Annotated in this window: 16 protein-coding genes; 10 read left to right on the top strand and 6 right to left on the bottom strand. The window is 70.4% G+C overall.

Annotated elements, in window-relative coordinates; all coding sequences use genetic code 11:
* The first annotated feature begins 138 nt into the window (after positions 1–138).
* Positions 139–585: an MmpS family transport accessory protein gene (locus tag ACTWQF_RS29620; RefSeq protein ID WP_443282806.1), complete on the top strand. Its 447-nt coding sequence runs from the start codon at positions 139–141 to the stop codon at positions 583–585.
* Between the two features lie 40 nt (positions 586–625).
* On the opposite strand, the gene ACTWQF_RS29615 is transcribed toward ACTWQF_RS29620, so the two are convergent.
* The 4 genes from ACTWQF_RS29615 to ACTWQF_RS29600 form a co-directional block, all read right to left on the bottom strand.
* Entirely contained in the window at positions 626–2,443 is a 1,818-nt protein-coding gene (locus tag ACTWQF_RS29615) for an N-acyl-D-amino-acid deacylase family protein (protein WP_443282850.1), read from the bottom strand.
* Between the two features lie 80 nt (positions 2,444–2,523).
* Entirely contained in the window at positions 2,524–3,654 is a 1,131-nt protein-coding gene (locus tag ACTWQF_RS29610; protein WP_443282805.1) for an LLM class flavin-dependent oxidoreductase, read from the bottom strand.
* 301 nt (positions 3,655–3,955) lie between these two features.
* Complete coding sequence (locus tag ACTWQF_RS29605; protein ID WP_443282804.1) at positions 3,956–4,756, bottom strand: SDR family NAD(P)-dependent oxidoreductase; 801 nt, start codon at positions 4,754–4,756, stop codon at positions 3,956–3,958.
* 76 nt (positions 4,757–4,832) lie between these two features.
* Complete coding sequence (locus ACTWQF_RS29600) at positions 4,833–5,762, bottom strand: TIGR03619 family F420-dependent LLM class oxidoreductase (RefSeq protein ID WP_443282849.1); 930 nt, start codon at positions 5,760–5,762, stop codon at positions 4,833–4,835.
* A 326-nt stretch (positions 5,763–6,088) separates the two neighbouring features.
* Between ACTWQF_RS29600 and ACTWQF_RS29595 the strand changes: the two genes are divergently transcribed.
* From ACTWQF_RS29595 to ACTWQF_RS29570, 6 genes are read left to right on the top strand one after another with little or no spacing between them, the layout of a single operon-like run.
* Complete coding sequence (locus ACTWQF_RS29595; protein WP_443282802.1) at positions 6,089–7,732, top strand: ATP-binding protein; 1,644 nt, start codon at positions 6,089–6,091, stop codon at positions 7,730–7,732.
* Positions 7,729–8,154: a roadblock/LC7 domain-containing protein gene (locus ACTWQF_RS29590; RefSeq protein ID WP_443249135.1), complete on the top strand. Its 426-nt coding sequence runs from the start codon at positions 7,729–7,731 to the stop codon at positions 8,152–8,154. The genes ACTWQF_RS29595 and ACTWQF_RS29590 overlap by 4 nt, the downstream gene beginning before the upstream one ends.
* Positions 8,151–8,519 carry a DUF742 domain-containing protein gene (locus ACTWQF_RS29585; RefSeq protein WP_443282801.1) on the top strand — a complete coding sequence of 123 codons (369 nt, stop codon included), beginning with the start codon at positions 8,151–8,153 and terminating at the stop codon, positions 8,517–8,519. The genes ACTWQF_RS29590 and ACTWQF_RS29585 overlap by 4 nt, the downstream gene beginning before the upstream one ends.
* A 40-nt stretch (positions 8,520–8,559) precedes the next feature.
* On the top strand, positions 8,560–9,174 hold the full coding sequence (locus tag ACTWQF_RS29580) for a GTP-binding protein (RefSeq protein WP_443282800.1): 615 nt from the start codon (positions 8,560–8,562) through the stop codon (positions 9,172–9,174).
* The gene (locus tag ACTWQF_RS29575; protein WP_443282799.1) at positions 9,171–10,484 is read left to right on the top strand and encodes a cytochrome P450; all 1,314 of its coding nucleotides are present in this window, start codon (positions 9,171–9,173) and stop codon (positions 10,482–10,484) included. Before ACTWQF_RS29580 ends, ACTWQF_RS29575 begins: the two co-directional genes overlap by 4 nt.
* Complete coding sequence (locus tag ACTWQF_RS29570) at positions 10,454–11,698, top strand: cytochrome P450 family protein (protein ID WP_443282798.1); 1,245 nt, start codon at positions 10,454–10,456, stop codon at positions 11,696–11,698. Before ACTWQF_RS29575 ends, ACTWQF_RS29570 begins: the two co-directional genes overlap by 31 nt.
* Positions 11,699–11,844: 146 nt before the next feature.
* Here the strand turns inward: ACTWQF_RS29570 and ACTWQF_RS29565 are convergent, their stop codons facing one another.
* The gene (locus ACTWQF_RS29565; protein WP_443282797.1) at positions 11,845–13,065 is read right to left on the bottom strand and encodes an amidohydrolase family protein; all 1,221 of its coding nucleotides are present in this window, start codon (positions 13,063–13,065) and stop codon (positions 11,845–11,847) included.
* A 213-nt stretch (positions 13,066–13,278) separates the two neighbouring features.
* Here ACTWQF_RS29565 and ACTWQF_RS29560 point away from each other — a divergent pair, with 213 nt between their 5' ends.
* From ACTWQF_RS29560 to ACTWQF_RS29550, 3 genes are all read left to right on the top strand, one after another.
* The gene (locus ACTWQF_RS29560) at positions 13,279–16,233 is read left to right on the top strand and encodes an AfsR/SARP family transcriptional regulator (protein ID WP_443282796.1); all 2,955 of its coding nucleotides are present in this window, start codon (positions 13,279–13,281) and stop codon (positions 16,231–16,233) included.
* Between the two features lie 216 nt (positions 16,234–16,449).
* On the top strand, positions 16,450–16,602 hold the full coding sequence (locus ACTWQF_RS29555) for a hypothetical protein (protein ID WP_443282794.1): 153 nt from the start codon (positions 16,450–16,452) through the stop codon (positions 16,600–16,602).
* Positions 16,603–16,857: 255 nt separating this feature from the next.
* Complete coding sequence (locus tag ACTWQF_RS29550) at positions 16,858–17,067, top strand: hypothetical protein (protein WP_443282793.1); 210 nt, start codon at positions 16,858–16,860, stop codon at positions 17,065–17,067.
* On the opposite strand, the gene ACTWQF_RS29545 is transcribed toward ACTWQF_RS29550, so the two are convergent.
* The gene (locus tag ACTWQF_RS29545; RefSeq protein WP_443282792.1) at positions 17,039–18,673 is read right to left on the bottom strand and encodes a FadD3 family acyl-CoA ligase; all 1,635 of its coding nucleotides are present in this window, start codon (positions 18,671–18,673) and stop codon (positions 17,039–17,041) included. The genes ACTWQF_RS29550 and ACTWQF_RS29545 overlap by 29 nt on opposite strands.
* Between the last annotated feature and the right edge of the window lie 95 nt (positions 18,674–18,768).

Below are 18,768 nucleotides of genomic sequence, written 5' to 3'. Positions count from 1 at the left end.
ATCCCGGGATCAGTTCAGGTGCGTCCCGGATTTGTTCGCTGTGCGGTGGTCACTCCGAGCGCCCGCGTGTGAGGATCGTACGCCTGGCCGACCGCGGGGGCGGCCCGGCCGACGAACAGACGTGGAGACACACCGACAATGCGCACACGACAGGCAGCCGCCTGCCTTGCCGCCGTGACCCTGCTGCTGGTCGCGGGCTGCTCCGACAGCGAGGACGACAGCGACGGGGCCAACGGCGGCTCCTCCGATTCGCAGGCCGCTCCCGAGGAGCAGGATTCCCAGGTCACCGTCGAGCTGCGGGTCACCGGCGACTCGCCCGCCAGCCTCTACATACCCGGTATCAAGTACCAGGCCGGTGACGATCCCAGCGGCGACCACGACCTCGACCTGGACAACGTCAAGACCCCGTGGTCCAAGAAGTTCAAGCACGAGCCGGGCAGGTCGCTCTCCCTCCAGGTCGCCTCCAAGGAGCCGAAGAAGGAGATCGGCTGCCAGATCATCGTCAACGGCAAGATCAAGGCCGAGGAGCTGAAGAAGAACAAGCCCGGCTACACCCTCAACACCACGTGCACCACCACGTCGTGACCACCGCTGCGGGCCGCCCGGCGCTCGCCTCCTACTGACCTCACCTCGTACTGACGGTCTCCGTGTCGCGTCCCGAGCGCAGGACCTTGCCCGGCACGGCGCCGGTGACCTTGTCGTCGCGGATGGTCTCCACGCCGTTGACCCACACGCCGACGACTCCGACAGCGCGCGAGTCGAGCCGGGGGCTGTCGCCGGGCAGGTCGTGGACGAGGGTGGCCTGGCCCGCGTCGATCCGTTCGGGGTCGAAGAGCACCAGGTCGGCGTGCCAGCCCTCGCGCACCTGACCGCGCTCGCGCAGGCCGAACAGCCGGGCCGGTTCGTCGGTGAGCATCTGCACGGCGCGCTCCAGGCCGACCAGCTTCCGGCCGCGCAGACAGTCGCCCAGAAAGCGCGTCGTGTAGGGCGCTCCGCACATGCGGTCCAGATGGGCGCCCGCGTCCGAGCCGCCCAGCATGACGTCCTCGTGCTCCCAGGTCTGCCTGCGCAGTTCCCAGCTCGCCGGGTCGTTGTCGGTGGGCATCGGCCACAGCACCGTACGCAGCTCGTCGTTGGCGCAGATGTCCACCAGGCAGCCGAAGGGGTCCTGGCCGCGCTCGGCCGCGATGTCGGCCACGACGCGGCCCGTCAGCCCCTCGTTGGCGGCCGAGTAGGTGTCGCCGATGACGTATCTGTCGAAGCGTGCCAGTCGGCGGAAGACGCCCGCCTCCTTGCTTTCCGCGCGGCGCAGCATCTCGGCGCGTACACCGGCGTCGCGCAGCTTTGCGAGACGTTCGGGTACGGGCAGCCCGAGCACGTCGCCCCATCCGGGGATGAGGTTGAGCGCGCAGAAGGTGCCCAGCGACATGTTCATGGGGGTGAGGATGGGCATGGTGAGCGCCACGACACGGCCGCCCTCCTTACGGGCGTGCTCGCCGGCGGCCAGCTGCCGTGGCACCCGTTCGGGGACGGCGGCGTCGATGGTGAGCACGTTCCAGTTGAGCGGCCGTCCGGCAGCCGCCGACATCCGGGCGAGCAGATCGATCTCGTCGTCGGAGAACTGGTCGAGGCAGCCGGCGACGATGGCCTCGATCTGGGTGCCCTCGTGGTCGGCGACGGCGCGGGAGAGGGCCAGCAGTTCCTCCGGCTTGGCATGCCGGGAGGCGACGGGGTTGCCGTCGCCGTCGGAGTGGGTGGACGACTGGGTCGTGGACAGCCCCCAGGCGCCCGCTTCCATCGCCTCGTGGAGGAGCCGCAGCATCTGCTCCAGCTGCGCCTTGTCGGGCTGTCCACCGATGGCGTCCTGGCCCATCACATACCGCCGCAGGGCGCAGTGGCCCACCATGAAGCCCGCGTTGACCGCCGTACGGCCCTCCAGCGCGTCCAGGTAGGCGCCGAAGGAGTGCCAGCTCCAGGGGGCGCCCTCCTCCAGGGCGACCAGGGACATGCCCTCCACCTTGGACATCATCCGCCGTGTGTAGTCGGCGTCCTGAGGGCGCTCGGGGTTGAGCGGTGCCAGGGTGAAGCCGCAGTTGCCGCCGGCGACCGTGGTGACACCGTGATTCATGGAGGGCGTGGCGTACGGGTCCCAGAACAGCTGCGCGTCGTAATGGGTGTGCGGGTCGACGAATCCGGGGGCGAGGACCAGCCCGGCGGCGTTCTGGCTGCTGCGGGCCTCCTCGCGGAGCGTCCCGGGCTCGGCGACAGCGGCGATCCGGCCGTCCCGGATACCGATGTCGGCCCGGTAGGAGGGCGCCCCGGTGCCGTCGACGACGGTGGCGCCCGTGATGAGGTGGTCAAGCATGCTGCGGGTCCTCCTTCGCGGAGCCTGCGGGGTCCTGCTTTCGCGCTGCGCGACGTGGTTGGCTGCTGCCGAACGGATCAGCTGACGCTTGGCCGGATCAGCTGCCGCCTGCTCCGGATCAGCGGCTCAGCTGACGGGGCGGCTGACGCCTCGCCGGATCAGCCGTTGCGGGCCGCGTCGCGGAAGCGGGTGGTGCGGTGCACCGGGTCGGTGTCGATCTGCGGGATCACGTGTTCACCGATGAGCTTGATCGTGTTCATGGTGTCCTCGTACGGGATCCCGATGGGCAGCCCGAAGGAGAGCTGGTCGGCGCCGGCCTGCTCCCAGCGCTTGCACTGCCGCAGCACCTCTTCGGGGTTGCCGCAGATCATCAGCTCCTCGGCGATCAGCAGATCGACGACTTCCTCGGTGTAGTCCGGGATCAGTTCCGGCCACTGCGGGATGCCCTGCGGCCGGGGGAAGGTGTCGTGATAGCGGAAGAGGAGCGACTGCAGATAGTTGAGGCCGCCGTGCACGGCGATCCGCTTGGCCTTCTCCGTCGTCTCGGCGCAGATCGCGGTGGAGGTCACCATGACGTTGTCGTTGACGTAGCCGCCGATGGGCCGGGCGTCCTTGACGGCGCCCTTGTAGGATTCGACGACCCACTCCATGTCGGAGACCTTCTGCACGCTGAACCCGAGCACCCCCAGCCCCTTCTTCGCTGCCATCGCGTACGACGAGGGCGAGCCGGCCGCGTACCACATCGCCGGGTGTGAGCCGCCATAAGGCTTGGGAAGGATCTTGCGTGGGGGCAACGACCAGTGGTTCCCCTGAAACCCCTGGTACTCGTCCTGAAGCCACATCCTGGGGAACTCGGCGATGGTCTCCTCCCAGATCTCCTTGGTGTGGTTCATATCGGTGACACCCGGCAGGAACCCGAGGATCTCGTGGGAGCCGGCGCCCCGTCCGGAGCCGAACTCGAAACGGCCGCCTGAGAGGTGGTCGAGCATGGCGACCTTTTCCGCCACCTTCACCGGGTGGTTGACCTGCGGCAACGGGTTGAAGATGCCGGAGCCGAGGTGGATGCGGTCGGTGGCGTGTGCGAGGTAGCCGAGGAAGACGTCGTTGGCCGACAGGTGGCTGTACTCCTCCAGGAAGTGGTGCTCGGAGGCCCAGGCGTACTTGAAGCCGGACTTGTCCGCCTGGATGACGTACTCGGTCTCCTCGACCAGCGCCTTGTGCTCGGCCTGCGGATCGGCCTGGGCCCGCGCGGCGGGCACGTACCCCTGAACAAAGAGCCCGAACTCCACGGTGTCATCTCCTTGGGCGAGCGTTTCTGACGTTCCGTCAGATAGCGATGAGACCGACTCTGGCACCGCAGAGTGGGGCCGTCAATACGGCGGAGAGCCCCGCTGCGGACATGAACGGCCCCCTCTGCGAGCACGGCGGGGCCGGCGCTCCGAGTGACGGAAAAGTGAAGAATCAATCATGAAATGCTGTAGGACTTGCAAAATCTTCCTGGCGGAAATCGGCCCCCGTCCCGGCGCACCGGCGCCACCGTTCCACAAGCGAAGGAGCAAACGCCAAGGCTGCCGTCCGGAAAGGTGGAGCTCAGAGCACCGAGACTCCCGCCAGCCAGCCGCCGTCGATGACGAAGGGCTGGCCCGTGACGTACGAGGAGTCCGCACAGCTGAGGAAGAGGGCCAGCCGCGCCACCTCCTCCGGGCTGCCCATCCGGCCCTGCGGGATGATCTTGGCGTAGAAGGCCGCCGTGCTGCTGACGGCTTCTGTGTCGGCGGCATCGAGCCGGAGGCCGCTCTCCGCCGCCTTCGCGGGGTTCGTCATCGGGGTGTCGATCGCGCCGGGGCACATGGCGTTGACGCGGACGCCCCGGCCTGCGAGCTCCATGGAAGCAACGCGGGTCATGCCGACGATCGCGGCCTTGGTCGCCGCGTAGGCGGTGAGAAAGGCCATGCCCGTCATGGCGGCGTAGGAGGCCGTGTTGACGATGGTGCCGCCGCCCGCCCGCTCGATGCGCGGGGCGAGGGTCTTCATGCCGAGGAAGCAGCCGGTCTGGTTGACGTCGACCACCTCGCGGAACTCGGCGACCGGTGTCGCCGTGAGCTCGTTGAAACGCAGAATGCCGGCGTTGTTGATGAGGCCGTCGACCTTGCCGAAGGCACGCTCGGCGGTGTCTGCCGCGGTTTGCCAGTCGGCCTCGTCACGTACGTCCAGATGTACGTAGTGGGCCTGGTCCGGGCCCAGTTCGGCCGCCACCTGTTCGCCCTCGTCGTCCAGTACGTCGCCGAGCAGCACTTGGCCGCCCTCGGCGGCGAACAGCCGGGCCTCCTCGGCGCCTTGGCCACGGGCGGCTCCGCTGATCAGGATCACCCTGCCGTCCAGCTTCCCCATCGCTGCCTCCTCGTCCCTGTACGGCGCATCTGATACGGCATCTCTTTGCGGAGCCGCCCTTCCCGCCGTGCAGGGGTCACCCTTCGGCCAGGTGCGGGGCGACCTGCTCCGCGAACAGTGCGAGCTGGTCGAGGAGCTCGCCGAGCGACCTGGCGCGGAAGCGGAGTTGCAGTTGGGTGACGCCCATGGCGCGGTAGGGGCGCAGCGCCTCGGCGATCGAGGCGGGGGAGCCATGGCAGGTGCGGCGTCCCACATCCCAGGTGGGGCTGCCCACATAGAGGGGCTCGGCGATGGCGCCAACGGTGAAGGGGGACTCCGCGAGTCCGGCCGACTCCCGGAGCCGGAGGATGCGCTCGATCTTGGCCGGCAGAGCTTCGCGGGAGTCGCCCTGGGGGAGCCAGCCGTCGCCGCGCAGGGCGGCGCGGCGTACTGCGGGGGGCGAGGAGCCGCCGACCCAGACCGGCGGCCGGGGCCGTTGTGCCGGGCGCGGTTGCTGCCCCAGATCGGCGAAGGCGAAGCGGTCCCCCGCGAAGGCGGGGAACTCCTCCTCACCCAGGGCGGTCTTCAGCGCGTCGATCGTCTCGTCCAGTACCGCTCCCCGCGCCCCGAAGTCCGCGCCGAGGGCTTCGAACTCCTCACGTACGTGCCCGGCACCGACCCCCAGGACGAGCCTGCCGCCGGAGAGATGGTCGAGCGTGGCGTACTGCTTGGCGCTCGCCAAGGGGTGCCGCAGGCCGACGACTGCGACGTGGCTGAGCAGCGCGACGCGTTCGGTGGCGGCGGCCAGGAAGGAGAGCGTGGCCACGGGGTCGTACCACACGGTGCTCATGGTGCCGGCCAGCCTCCGTGGCACGGCGACGTGTTCGCAGCAGCCGATGTAGGCGTAGCCGTGCTGGTCGGCGGCGCGGGCCACGGCCAGCAGCTCGGCCGGCCCGGCGGCGGCCTCCCATGGCTCGGCGTAGAGGGTGCTCTGTGACTGGACCGGCAGCTGGATTCCGTAGGCCATCCGTCCGGGAGGGAAAGTCAGCACCCGGCCATGCTGATACCTGACGCCCCGTCAGGCAAGGGTGCGGGCGGACCGGGTGACGGACCGGGTGGCGGACCGACGCATACCGCCCGGTTGAGCGTCGCTCAGAAGTGCTAGCCTCTGCGCCGCGCACCAGCGCATTTGCTGTCGGCAACCAGGAGTGCGGATTCCGCATCCGGCTGCGCGCACAGCGGCACTGAGGGAACATGGCAGGTACTGCTGTTTTCTGATCAGTTCGCGCCCAGTTCGTGATCAGCCGCGGACTGGCCCGGCCCGCACGACAATCCAATCGCTCAAGGACGCCGATGACCGAGATACCGGTGGCACTGACCGTCATCCTGTCCGTGGGGACGGCGGCCGCCGTGGCACTCGCCCTCCTGCTGGCGCGTTCGGCGCGGGAGACGAAGCGGCTGCGGCAGCGCTCCGCCACCGCGGAGAAGGACCTGCAGGAAGCCCGGCACCACCAGGCGGCCCTCGCCCGGCGCGCCCAGGCGACAGAGGCCGAGGTCCGGCATCTGGCGGGCGCCCGCATCCCGGACGTGACCGCGGCGCTCGCCCATCCCAACGTCCCCGTACGCGGGCTGCTCGATCCCACCTTCCAGGGCACCGAGCTGGACCGGGCGCTGACCACGGTGATGGAGCAGGTCAGCGACGCCGTCACCAAGGAGCGGCTGCGCGTGGACGGCGCGGCGCAGGCATCCATGCGCGGTGCGACGACCACCATCCAGGCGTTGCTCTACCAGTTGCAGACACGGTTGCAGACGATGCAGGAACGCTACGACGACCCGTTCGTGGCCGAGGATCTGCTGGCCGCCGACTTCCTCAACGAGCAGGCGCTGCGCCGTATCCAGTCCACCGCGATCGTCTGCGGCGCCTGGCCCGGCCTGACCCGGCAGAACTCGCACCTGGGCGACATCGTCGTCGGCGCGATGTCCCGGCTCAGCGGCTACGAGCGCGTCCAGGTCACCAACCAGCTGCGCGACCCGTTGGGCGTGGTGGCGCGAGCCGTGGAGCCCGCCGCCGTGGTGCTCACCGAGCTGCTCGCCAACGCGCTGCACTACTCGCACCCCGAACTCCCCGTGGCCGTCACGATCCAGCAGGGCAACCGCGGCGCCTCGGTGATCATCGATGACGCCGGTGTCGGCATGCATGCCGAGGAAATGGACCGCGCCCAGCGGATGATGGCGGGCCAGGACAACGTGCTGCTGACCGAGCTGGGCGACCCGCCCAAGACGGGCTTCGCCACGGTCGGGCAGCTGGCCAGGCAGTACGGCTTCACCGCGTCCGTCGAGGTCTCCCCGTACGGCGGTGTACGGGCCATCGTGCACATCCCAGGTGACCCGCTGCTGACGCTGCTCGACGAGGAGGAGCAGCCGATGTCCCCCATGGCCCCGGTGCCGCGCTCCGGCACCAGTGCCGCATCGGCCTCGGCACTGCCCGGACAGCCCGCAGCGCAGCGCCCGGCCCAGCCCGAGCCCGAGCACACCGCGACCGTCCAGCTCGGCCCCGGCTCGGGCCGCACCGCCTCACGCACGCGGCCCTTCAGCCCGACGCAGGGCCGGACCACGGACCAGCCGCAGGGGCAGGCCGAGCCGTCCGAGGACGACCTGCCGCGGCGCAGGCGCCGTCGGCCGGTACCGCCGTCGGCACTGGGCACCCCGGCGGACGCGGCGATCCCCGATGCCACACCGGCCGGGCACCATGCGCAGGCGCAGCAGGCCCCCGCCGAGACACCGCAGACCTCCCCGGAGGAGAGCGCGGAGCGCTGGGCCGCCTTCCAGCGCGGCACCAACTCGGGCCGCGCGGCCGTCGACGAAGCCGTCGAGACGGGTGAGTACCCGCAGGTGGCGGCCCCCGCGGCACCGAGCCCGACCCCCGCTCACGGCAACGCGGTCCCCGACGCCCCCCACGCAGATCCTCGTTCCTCTGAAGGGAATCCGCAGGAATGACAATCCCGACACGCCGGTCACTCCGGGACGACACCTCCTGGGTGCTGGGCCCCCTCCTGGAGCTCCCGCACGTCATCCACGCGGCCGTCATCTCCGGCGACGGCCTCATCGAGGGGCGCTCGCCCAACCTGGAACGGGACGCGGCAGAGGGTGTGGCCGCGATGCTCTCCGCGCTCCAGGGCGCCGCGCGTACCACCACGGCGGCGTTCGCCGGTACGTACGAGGCACGGCTGCGGCAGACCGTGGTGGAGTCCGACCACGGCTGGGTCTTCGCGATCCCGGCGGGTGAGAACACCACGCTGGCTGTTTTCGCAGGCCCCGACGTGAACATGGGCGTGGTCACCCACCAGATGCAGGTACAGGTCGCGTCGCTGGGAGCGAAGACCATGAGCACCCCGGCGAGGAACGACACGGCGATATGACTCCGCCGCCCCGTGACAGCAGGCGCCTGGTGCCTGCGTATCTGGCGACGACCGGACGAGCCCGGCCCAGCCGCAACACGCTCGACCGCCTCACCGTGCTGCACGGCGCGGCGGATCCCTCGACGGCCTCCGGGCTCCGCCCGGAGGAGATCCGGCTGTTGGAGCTGCTGCGCGGTGGCGCGCTGTCGCTCGCCGAGGCCGCCGCGCATCTGCGGCTTCCGGTCAGTGTGGTCAAGGTCCTGGTGGCCGACCTGGTGGACGCGGGCCGTCTGATGGCCCGCGCCCCGATCCCCGACGCCGAACTGCCGGAGCGGCAGATTCTGGAGAAAGTTCTCAATGGACTCCGCACTCTCAAGTCCTCCTAGTCCGGACGCCCCGTCGGGCTCCGGGGCCGGGGGCGGCTCCATGTATCTGGACGACAAGCCGCAGACGCTGGTGAAGTTGCTGGTCGCGGGGCCGTTCGGGGTGGGCAAGACCACCTTCATCCGCTCGCTGTCCGAGACGCAGCCGCTGCACACCGAGGAGGTGATGACGCGGACCGGGGCGCTGGTGGACGATCTGGCCGGGGTGCGTGACAAGACCACCACCACGGTCGCCATCGACTTCGGACGGCTGACGCTGCCGGGTGATCTGGTGCTGTACATGTTCGGCACCCCGGGGCAGCGCCGGTTCCGCCCGCTGTGGCAGGACATCGCGCGGGGCGCGCTGGGCGCCCTGGTGCTGGCGGACACCCGTCGCCTCGCCGACTCCTTCGAGGTGATGGACATGATCGAGGAGGCGGGGCTGCGGTACGCGGTGGCCGTCAACTCCTTCCCGGACTCCCCGCAGCACCACCCCGACACCCTGCGGGACCACCTCGACCTGGAGCCGGACACGCCGCTCGTGGTGTGCGACGCGCGCGACCGCGACCAGTCCGCCGACGCGCTGATCGCGCTCGTCGGCCATGTCCTCGAAGCCCTCGACCAGCAACAGCAGCAACAGCCCAGCCAGCCGCAGCAGCAGTCCCAGGAGCCGTCTTGAGCACCGCCCCAGCGCCGGGTACCCAGCCCTCCGGCCAGATGCCGCCGCCGCTGTCCCGGCCGAAGCACGAGGTCACCCCGCTGTACGGGGAGGAGTTCGCGGCCGACCCGTACGCCGTCTACGAGCGGCTGCGTAAATACGGCGCCGTCGCCCCGGTGGAGATCGCACCCGGGGTGGGCGCGATGCTGGTGATCGACTACCGCGCCGCGCTGGATCTGCTGCACGACCCGGCCACCTGGTCGAAGGACTCCAGCATCTGGCTGGACAGCGTGCCGGAGGACTCGGCCGTGATGCCGATGCTGCGGGGACGGCCCAACGCGCTGTTCACCGACGGTGAGACGCACGCCAGGTACCGGAAGGTCATCTCCGACAGCTTCGCGCGGCTGGAGCCGCACACGATCCGTCAGATGGTGCGGGAGGTCGCCGACTCGCTGATCTCGAGCTTCGCGCAGGACGGCGAGGCGGACCTGGTCGGCCAGTTCGCGCGGGTGCTGCCGCTGCTGGTCTTCAACCGGGCCTTCGGGCTGCCCGACGAGAGCAGCGAGCTGCTGATCCAGGGCATCGCCGGGATGTTCGACAGCAAGACGCCCGAGGACGCGGCAGCCGCCGACGCCGCCTACACCCGATACATCACCGAACTGACCCAGCTCAAGCAGCGGGAACGCGGCCAGGATCTGACGTCCTGGCTCATCGACCACCCCGCGCAGCTGAGCGCCGAAGAGGTCGTTCACCAGATCGTGGTGATGCTGGGCGCCAGCTACGAGCCGCTGTCCAATCTGATCGGCAACGCGCTCAGCCGGATGCTCGTCGACGACCGCTATTACGGCAACCTCTCCGGCGGCGCGCTGACGGCCCGTGACGCGCTGCACGACGTGCTGCGCAACGAGCCGCCGATGGCCAACTACTCGGCGCACTACCCCCGCCGGGACGTCTACTTCCACGGTGTCTGGATGCGTGCCGGCCAGCTCGTGCTGGTCTCCTACGCGGCGGCGTCCACCCAGAGCGGTCGCGCCGCGCCGGGTGAGAGCACGGGCGCCGCGGGGTCCGGAGGCGGTGCGCACCTGGCATGGGCCGCGGGCCCGCACGCCTGCCCCGTTCAGCAGCCCGCCCTGCTGATCGCCACGACCGCGATCGAACGGCTCACCGCGTGGCTGTCCGACATCGAGCTGTCGGTTCCCTACGACCAACTGAACTGGCGGCCCGGCCCGTTCCAGCGTGGACTGGTCTCGCTGCCCGCACGGTTCAGCCCCGTCAGCCCCGACACCGCAGGAGGAACCCCGTGGAAGCGCAGCAGCAGACCGTCCGTATAGATCCGTTAGGCCGGGACATCCACGGCGAGGCCGAGCGGATCCGCGGACGGGGGGCGCACGCCACACTGGTCGAGCTTCCCGCCGGGGTCGACGCCTGGTACGTCAGCGAGTTCGACGCGCTCAAGCAGCTGCTGCGGGATCCGCGGGTCTCCAAGGACCCCCGGCAGCACTGGCCGCCCTGGCAGCGCGGCGAGTTCCGCGACAGCTGGCTGCTCACCTGGCTGGACCGGGAGAACATGCTGTGCTCCTACGGGGAAGACCACAAGCGGCTCCGCAAGCTGGTCGCGCCCGCGTTCACCGGCCGGCGGACGGCTGCCATGCAGCCCCGTGTGGAGCGGATCACCGCCGAGCTGCTGGACGCGATGGAGCGGGAAGCGCGGCAGGCGGGGCCCGGCGGCGAGCCGCTGGACCTGCGTTCCGCCTTCGCCCACCCGCTGCCGATGAACGTCATCTGCGAGCTGTTCGGGGTGCCCGGGGAGCAGCGGCCGGAGATGAGGCGGCTGATGGACCTGATCATGGACACCACGCTGACGGCCGAACAGGCCGCGCAGACGGGGTTGGACATGCATACGGCCTTCACCGCGCTGGCCGAGGCCAAACGCGCCGAGCCGGGCGAGGACCTGACCAGCGTGCTGGTCTCGGCCCGGGACGAGGAGGGCGACGCGCTCTCCGAGAAGGAGCTGCTGGACACCCTTTTGCTGATGATCGGCGCGGGGCACGAGACCACCGTCAACCTCATCGGCAACGCGGTGCACGCCCTGCTCACCCATCCCGACCAGCTCCAACTGGTGCGGGAGGGTGCAGCGTCCTGGGACGACGTGATCGAGGAGACCCTGCGCTGGGCGCCCAGCATCGCCAACCTGCCGCTGCGCTTCGCCGTCGAGGACATCGAGCTGGCGGACGGCACCACCATCCGGCAGGGTGACGCGATCCTCTCCACGATCGCCTCGGCCAACCGCGACCCGGCCAAGTTCGGGGACCGTGCCGCCGCGTTCGACATCCTGCGGAGCGGCGGCGAGCACCTGTCGTTCGGGCACGGGGTGCACTTCTGCCTGGGCGCACCGCTGGCCCGGATGGAGGCGCGTACCGCACTGCCCGCGCTCTTCGAGCGGTTCCCGAAGCTGTCGCTGGCGGTGCCGCATGAAGAGCTGGCGCAGGTCCCTTCGGCCATCGCCTTCGGATACGCGACGCTGCCGGTGCGGCCGCTGGGCTGAGCGCCGCACGGCGCCCTGAGCCGGAGGCGGCGGGGAGCGGACGGCCCGGAGGACAGGGCCGGGCAGCCGCTCCCCGCCGCCTCCTCGCGCTCACCCCGCCGCTCGCTGGGCCCTCCCTTGTGAGCCCCCGGGGTGAGCCCTCGGGCTCAGGGGCCGGCCCACAGCCCCTCGTCCGTCAGCCCGAGCAGATCGATGGCGTTGCCGCGCACGATGCGCTCCACCAGCTCGGCGGGCAGGTGCCCCATCTGCGCCTCGCCGACCTCCTTGGACTTGGGCCAGGTCGAGTCGGAGTGCGGATAGTCGGTCTCGTACAGGACGTTGGGCACGCCGATGGACTCGACGTTCCTGAGCCCGAACGCGTCGTCGAAGAAGCAGCCGTAGACATGCTCGGCGAACAGTTCGGAGGGCGGGCGCAGCACCTTGTCCGCCACGCCTCCCCAGCCCCGGTTCTCCTCCCAGACCACATCGGCCCGTTCAAGGATGTACGGAATCCAGCCGATCTGGCCCTCCGCGTACATGATCTTCAGGTTGGGGAAGCGGTCGAAGATTCCGCTCATCAGCCAGTCGACCATCGAGAAGCAGCAGTTGGCGAAGGTGATCGTGGAGCCGACGGCGGGCGGCGCGTCCGCCGAGGTGGAGGGCATCTTGCTGGACGAACCGATGTGCATGGCGATGACGGTGCCGGTCTCGTCGCAGGCCCGCAGGAACGGGTCCCAGGCGTCGGTGTGGACGGACGGCAGCCCCAGGCGCGGCGGGATCTCGGAGAAGCAGACGGCGCGTACGCCGCGTGCCGCGTTGCGCCGCACTTCCTCGGCGGCCAGCTCGGCGTCCCACAGCGGTACGAGCGTGAGCGGTATGAGGCGCCCCTGGGCGTGGGGACCGCACCATTCCTCCACCATCCAGTCGTTGTAGGCCCGCACCCCCAGCAGGCCCAGTTCGCGGTCCGTGGCCTCGGTGAAGGTCTGGCCGCAGAAGCGGGGGAAGGTGGGGAAGCACAGCGCCGACTGGACGTGGTTGACGTCCATGTCCGCCAGCCGCTCCCGCACGTCGTAGGAGCCGGGGCGCATCTGCTCGTAGGTGATCGCCTCCAGCCGCACCTCGTCCCTGTCGTAGCCGACGGCCGTGTCCAGCCTGGTCAGCGGGCGGTGCAGATCCTCGTACACCCACCAGTCGGCGATCGGGCCCTCGTCGCCGGGCTCGCCCATCTTGGGCGCGAACTTCCCGCCGACGAAGGTCATCTCCTTCAGCGGCGCACGGACGATACGGGGTCCGACCTCGCGGTATCGGGACGGCAGCCGGTCCCGCCACACGTGCGGGGGTTCGACCGTGTGGTCGTCCACCGAGATGATCTTGGGGAAGGTCTCCATGCGGCCACGGTAGCGCTGAGCTGACGGGCCGTCAGCTAGCGTGCGGTGCCTTCTTCCACCGGCTTTCAGCGGCGAGTCCACCGGCTTTCGCCGCGAGCCGAATTCGAAGGCTTCGTAGAGAGGCTGGTACCTGAGCTGACGTAATTGCCATGAACAAGGCAGACTGACCTCTGCGGGGAACGGAGGAGTGCGGATCTGCAGGGGAGCACACCAATGGGCGCCGGCGACGATACGCGAGTCGGAACGGAGCACCAGGAACACGAGCTTCGCTTCGCTGTGCTCGGCCCCGTCCGCGCCTGGCGTGGCGACCAGCCGATCGGCATGGGCTCGCCCCAGCAGAAAGCCCTGCTCGCAGCGCTGCTGCTGCGCGGCGGCCACACCGCGACCGCCGAGGAGCTCATCGACGCCATCTGGGGCGAGGAGCCGCCCGAGCAGGCGAAGGCGGCGCTGCGCACCTACGCTTCCCGCATCCGCAAGGCCCTCGGCGCCGATGCCGATCTGCTGGTCAGCGAGTCCGGTGGCTACGCCGTCCGCACCGGACCCGACGCCGCACTGGACGTAGAAACAGCACACGAGCTGGCCGTACGCGCCGAGAAGGCCGCCTCCGGCGGCGACCGGAACCAGGCCCGCGAGCTGTACACCGCAGCCCTCGCCCAATGGGACGGCGAACCACTCGCCCACATCCCCGGACCCTTCGCCGAACACCAGCGCGTCCGGCTTGAGGAATGGCGCCTGAGCCTGCTGGAACTACGCCTCGACCTCGACCTCCAGGTCGGCTGCCACGCCGAAGCCGTCAGCGAACTGACCGCACTGACCGCAGCCCACCCGCTGCGCGAACGCCTCCGCGAACTGCTGATGCTCGCCCTCTACCGCAGCGGACGCCAGGCCGAGGCCCTCGCCGTCTACGCCGACACCCGCCGACTGCTCGCCGACGAACTCGGCGTCGACCCCCGCCCCGAACTCTCCGAACTCCGACAGCGCATCCTCGAAGCCGACGACGAACTCGCCTACCAGGCCGACACCCGCTCCCCCTCCGCAGCCACCACCGTCACCCGGCCCGCACAGCTGCCCGCCACCGTCGCCGACTTCACCGGCCGCACCTCCTTCGTCGCCGAACTCAGCGACCAGCTCGCCGAGGCCGAAGGCACCGTCATGGCCGTCTCCGCCGTCGCAGGCATCGGCGGCGTCGGCAAGACAACACTCGCCATCCATGTCGCACACGCCGCCGCCGACCGCTTCCCCGACGGCCAGCTCTACGTCGACCTCCAGGGCGCCGGGGCCTCCCCTGCCGACCCCGAAGCGGTGCTGGGCTCTTTCCTGCGCGCGCTGGGCGTCGCCGACTCGGCCATCCCCAGCGGCATCCAGGACCGCGCCGCGCTCTTCCGCTCGCTGCTGGCTGGCCGCCGGGTGCTCGCGCTGCTGGACAACGCCCGGGACGCCGCGCAGGTGCGGCCCCTGCTGCCCGGCACGGCAGGGTGCGCGGCCCTGGTCACCAGCCGGGTACGGATGGTCGACCTGGCCGGGGCGCACCTGGTGGACCTCGATGTGATGAGCCCCGAAGAGGCCATCGCCCTGTTTACCCGCATTGTGGGCGAGGAGCGGGTGCTCTCGGAGCGCGAGGCCGCCATGGATGTGGTGGCCGCCTGCGGGTTCCTGCCGCTGGCCATCCGGATCGCCGCGGCCCGGCTCTCGGCCCGGCGCACCTGGACGGTCTCCACCCTCGCCGCCAAGCTCGGCGACGAGCGGCGCCGCCTGGACGAGCTCCAGGCCGGCGACCAGGCCGTCAAGGCCACCTTCGAGCTCGGCTACGGCCAGCTCGAGGGCGAACAGGCCCGCGCCTTCCGGCTGCTGGGCCTCGCCGAGGGCCCCGACATCTCGCTCGACGCCGCCGCGGCCCTGCTGGACCGCACCCCGGAGAACGCCGAGGACTTGCTGGAGTCGCTGGTAGACACCTCCCTCCTGGAGTCCGCCGCACCCCGCCGCTACCGCTTCCACGACCTGGTCCGCCTCTTCGCCCGCGCCTGCGCGGAACGCGACGAACAGCCCCCCAGCGAGTGCGAGGCAGCGCTGGGCCGGCTGCTGGACTTCTACCTGGCGACGGCGCGGAACTACTACGTGCTGGAGCGCCCAGCCGAAAAGCTGGTCGACCATCTGGAGGTCACCGCGCAGGAGGGCCTCCACTTCCCCGACCACGGGGCGGCGATCGAATGGCTCTTCGCCGAGTCGGACTGCTTCCTGGCCTGCGCCGCTCAGATGGCCTCCGGACCGACCCTGCGCCGGGCGGTGGACCTGCTCATGGCCACCAGCGCGCTGGCGGAGGCGGGCAGTTACGGGCGGCAGTACGAGCAGGGCGCCACCGCGCTGAAGTGTGCGGCACAGGAAGCGGGAGACGCACACGCCGAGGCGCGGGCCCGTTCGGTCCTCACCGGCATGCACCTGGCAACAGGACGCTTCGACGAGGCGGACAAGGAAGCCGAACAGGCGGAACTGCTGGCCCCGAAGGCGGGCGACCCCATCTCCTGGTCCTACGCGCTCAACGACCGCGGACTGGTGGCCAACTACCAAACCCGCCCCCTGGAAGCCGAGCACTTCTTGAGCCGCGCGCTGGAAGCCTTCCGCTCGTACGGCAACCGGCCCGCCGAGGCGAGCGCGCTGTGCAACCTCTCGAGGGTCCACACCGAACTGGGCAAGACCGACACCGCCATCTCGCTCGCCGAGCAGGCGCTGGACATCCACGACCACTTGAGCGTCTCCATGCGCCGGGCGACGACGCTGTACGCGCTCGGTATCGCCCTCACCACCGCGCAGCGGCTGCCGGAGGCGGAGCAGCGCTTCCAGGAGGCCCTGGGCATCTTCCAGCAGAGCCGGCAGCGGCTGTGGGAGGGGATGGCGTACTTCCGGCTCGGCGAAGTGCAGCTGGCGGCCCACCGACCCACGCAAGCCGCAGAGCTGACGGAGCAGTCCATGACGATCCTCCGCAGCATCGGTGGCCCGTGGCGCCGGGCCAACGCACTGACGCTGCTGGGACGGGCGCTGGAGGCGTTCGGGCACCATCGGCGCGCACAGGCGTGCTGGCGTGAGGCTCTGGAGCAGTACGAAAGCCTGGGCACCCCGGAAGCGGCGACGGTTCGCGAGCTGCTCGGGGGAGCGGCTGCGGTGCAGGTCTGACCGCGCAACAGGTTCACCAACGAGACGTTCATCGATCGTTTATCGCCCCCCGGCATGCTTTTACCCAGTCGATCCGGCGCCTCGGGGGGCAGGCGGATCGAACAGGGGGAACCGACCAACCCCCCGATAGGGTGAACGGCCCTGACCCGTCCGTCCGGCGGCCCACGGGGGAGCCGCTGGGCGGGCATCCGCCCACAACCCAGAGGGGAAGCCACCATGAGCGACCACGAAGAGAAGGTCACGCCCGAGAGCGGCGAGATGACCACCAAGGAGCGCAACCAGACCATCAAGGGGAAGAAGACCGCAGAGGGCGGCTCCGGTCAGATGAGCACCACTGAACGCAACCAGACGATCAAGCCCGCCAACTGAGGCCCGCTCTCCGGGGGACAGGGGGTTCGGGGGAGCCCCCCGGAGAGCGCATGACCATCACACGGGGGCAGCCCACCCGGGGGGGATACCAGGGGGGCGCCCTACGGGGGGAGAGCGAGGGTCGTGGCCGACGACACAGAGGGGGAGTCGTCGGCCGCGGCCCTCGGCGTATGTGCGCGTCCTTCGTTTCCCGAGGACTTGAAGCGTCAAAATACTGAGTAGAACATGTTTTCGCTCTCGGAGGTGCTCCTACCCATGACCCGCCCCAAGAAGCTCTTCGCCGCCTGCGCCCTCTCTTTCGCCGCCGTAGGAGCGCTGGCCGCCCCGGCGCTGGCGGACGACCACTCGTCGGTCGGCACCGATGACCGCGTGCAGACCATCAGCATCCTGGAACGCAACACCACGGTGCTGCCGGAAGCCGCGGCAGCGCCGGCCCTCAGCGCCGGGCCCGCAGCCGCGTCTTGATGACCTTTCCGCTCGCATTACGCGGCAGCTCCGCGACGAACTCGACCTGCCTCGGCACCTTGTAGTTGGCCATTTCCCGGCGCGACCAGGCGATCAGGTCGTCGGCGGTGACCGTCGCGCCGGGATGGCGTACGGCGAAGACCTTGGCGACCTCGCCCAGCCGGGGGTCGGGGATGCCGATGACGGCGGCCTCGGCGATGTCGGGGTGGCGGACGAGGAGTTGCTCTATCTCGGCCGGATAGGCGTTGAAGCCGCCGACGATGAACAGGTCCTTGATCCGGTCGGTGATCCGCAGATTGCCGTCGGCGTCCAGGACGCCGACGTCGCCGGTGCGCAGCCAGCCGTCCGGGGTGAGGACCTCGGCCGTCTCCTGAGGCTCCTCGTAGTAGCCGGACATCACGTGGTAGCCGCGCACCAGCACCTCGCCGGGTGTGCCGGGCGGCTGCTCGGCGCCGGAGGAGGCCACGACCTTCACCTCCGTGTCCGGTATGGCCCGCCCCGAGGTCCCGGCGACGACCTCGGGCGGGTCACCGCGCCGGCACATGGTCACGGTGCCGGACGCCTCGGTCAGCCCGTAGGCGGTCAGTACGGTGCCGACCTTCAGCTCGGCGCGCAGCCGCTCGACCAGTTGCAGCGGTACGACGGCGGCGCCGGTCACCACCAGGCGGAGTGCGGACAGGTCGTGCTGGTGGCGGGCGGGGTGGTCGAGCAGCGACTGGTGGAGGGTGGGCGGGCCCGGCAGCACGCTGACCCGCTCGGTGGCGATATGGGCCAGCGCCGTCTCCACGTTGAAGACGGGCTGCGGGATCATCGTCGCGCCGCGCAGCAGACAGGCGATGATGCCCGCCTTGTAGCCGAAGGTGTGGAAGAACGGGTTGACGATCAGATAGCGGTCGCCCTCGGTCAGTCCGGCCAGCTCGCTCCAGCAGGCGTAGACCCGCAGCGTCTGCTCATGGCTGATGACCACGCCCTTGGGGTGCCCCGTGGTGCCCGAGGTGAAGGTGATGTCGGAGGGCGAGGAGGGCGCGATCTGCTCGGCGCGCTCCCGGACCGCCCGGCGCGGGACACCGGACCCGCCTGCCAGGAACTCCCTCCAGGTGCGGAAGTTCTCCGGTGCGTCCTGGGCCAGCACCACCGCCTCGCGCAGGTGCGGCAGCCCGGGAAGCGGGCCGGCGCCCAGCCCCTCCGCGGTGGCGCGGCGCAGCGAGGCGACGTACGAGGTGCCCAGAAAGGTGCCGGTGACGAACAGCAGTCGGGCGCGGGTCCGCTCCAGCACATAGGCGGCCTCGGCGCCCTTGAAGCGAGTGTTGAGCGGTACGAGGATGCCGCCCGCCGTGACGGCGCCGAGCGCGGCGACGATCCACTCCAGCGTGTTGGGCGCCCAGACGGCCACCCGGTCACCCGGCTCCAGTCCGCAGGCCACGCAGCCGGCGGCGGCCTGTTCGACCCGCTCCCCCAGTTCCTCGTACGAGATCCGGGTGCGCCCCTCGACCACGGCCTCGCGCGGCCCGAACCGCTCGGCGGCGGCCCTTACCAGCTCAGGGACGGTCTGCGGGGTGATCCGCGAGGCGGTTTCGTACGCGGCCGAGAAGTCCGTACCACTCACCGTGCGCCTCCCCTGGGCTCCAGTCGAAACCCTGATACCTGACACCCCGTCAGGTTAGCGGTAGCCTCCCGCACTGTCAGCACCGGAGCACGCCC

The sequence above is a fragment of the Streptomyces sp. 8N114 genome, assembly GCF_052245835.1.
GTDB lineage: Bacteria > Actinomycetota > Actinomycetes > Streptomycetales > Streptomycetaceae > Streptomyces.
Note: the sequence above shows the minus strand (reverse complement) of the source record. Positions and strands in the feature narration are given on the sequence as shown.

Bases quoted from the DNA above. Each gene is read 5' to 3' on its own strand.
- ACTWQF_RS29620 (WP_443282806.1), top strand. From the start codon at position 139: ATGCGCACACGACAGGCAGCCGCCTGCCTTGCCGCCGTGACCCTGCTG.
- ACTWQF_RS29605 (WP_443282804.1), bottom strand. From the start codon at position 4,756: ATGGGGAAGCTGGACGGCAGGGTGATCCTGATCAGCGGAGCCGCCCGT.
- ACTWQF_RS29600 (WP_443282849.1), bottom strand. From the start codon at position 5,762: ATGGCCTACGGAATCCAGCTGCCGGTCCAGTCACAGAGCACCCTCTAC.
- ACTWQF_RS29595 (WP_443282802.1), top strand. From the start codon at position 6,089: ATGACCGAGATACCGGTGGCACTGACCGTCATCCTGTCCGTGGGGACG.
- ACTWQF_RS29590 (WP_443249135.1), top strand. From the start codon at position 7,729: ATGACAATCCCGACACGCCGGTCACTCCGGGACGACACCTCCTGGGTG.
- ACTWQF_RS29585 (WP_443282801.1), top strand. From the start codon at position 8,151: ATGACTCCGCCGCCCCGTGACAGCAGGCGCCTGGTGCCTGCGTATCTG.
- ACTWQF_RS29580 (WP_443282800.1), top strand. From the start codon at position 8,560: ATGTATCTGGACGACAAGCCGCAGACGCTGGTGAAGTTGCTGGTCGCG.
- ACTWQF_RS29565 (WP_443282797.1), bottom strand. From the start codon at position 13,065: ATGGAGACCTTCCCCAAGATCATCTCGGTGGACGACCACACGGTCGAA.
- ACTWQF_RS29560 (WP_443282796.1), top strand. From the start codon at position 13,279: ATGGGCGCCGGCGACGATACGCGAGTCGGAACGGAGCACCAGGAACAC.
- ACTWQF_RS29555 (WP_443282794.1), top strand. From the start codon at position 16,450: ATGAGCGACCACGAAGAGAAGGTCACGCCCGAGAGCGGCGAGATGACC.
- ACTWQF_RS29550 (WP_443282793.1), top strand. From the start codon at position 16,858: ATGACCCGCCCCAAGAAGCTCTTCGCCGCCTGCGCCCTCTCTTTCGCC.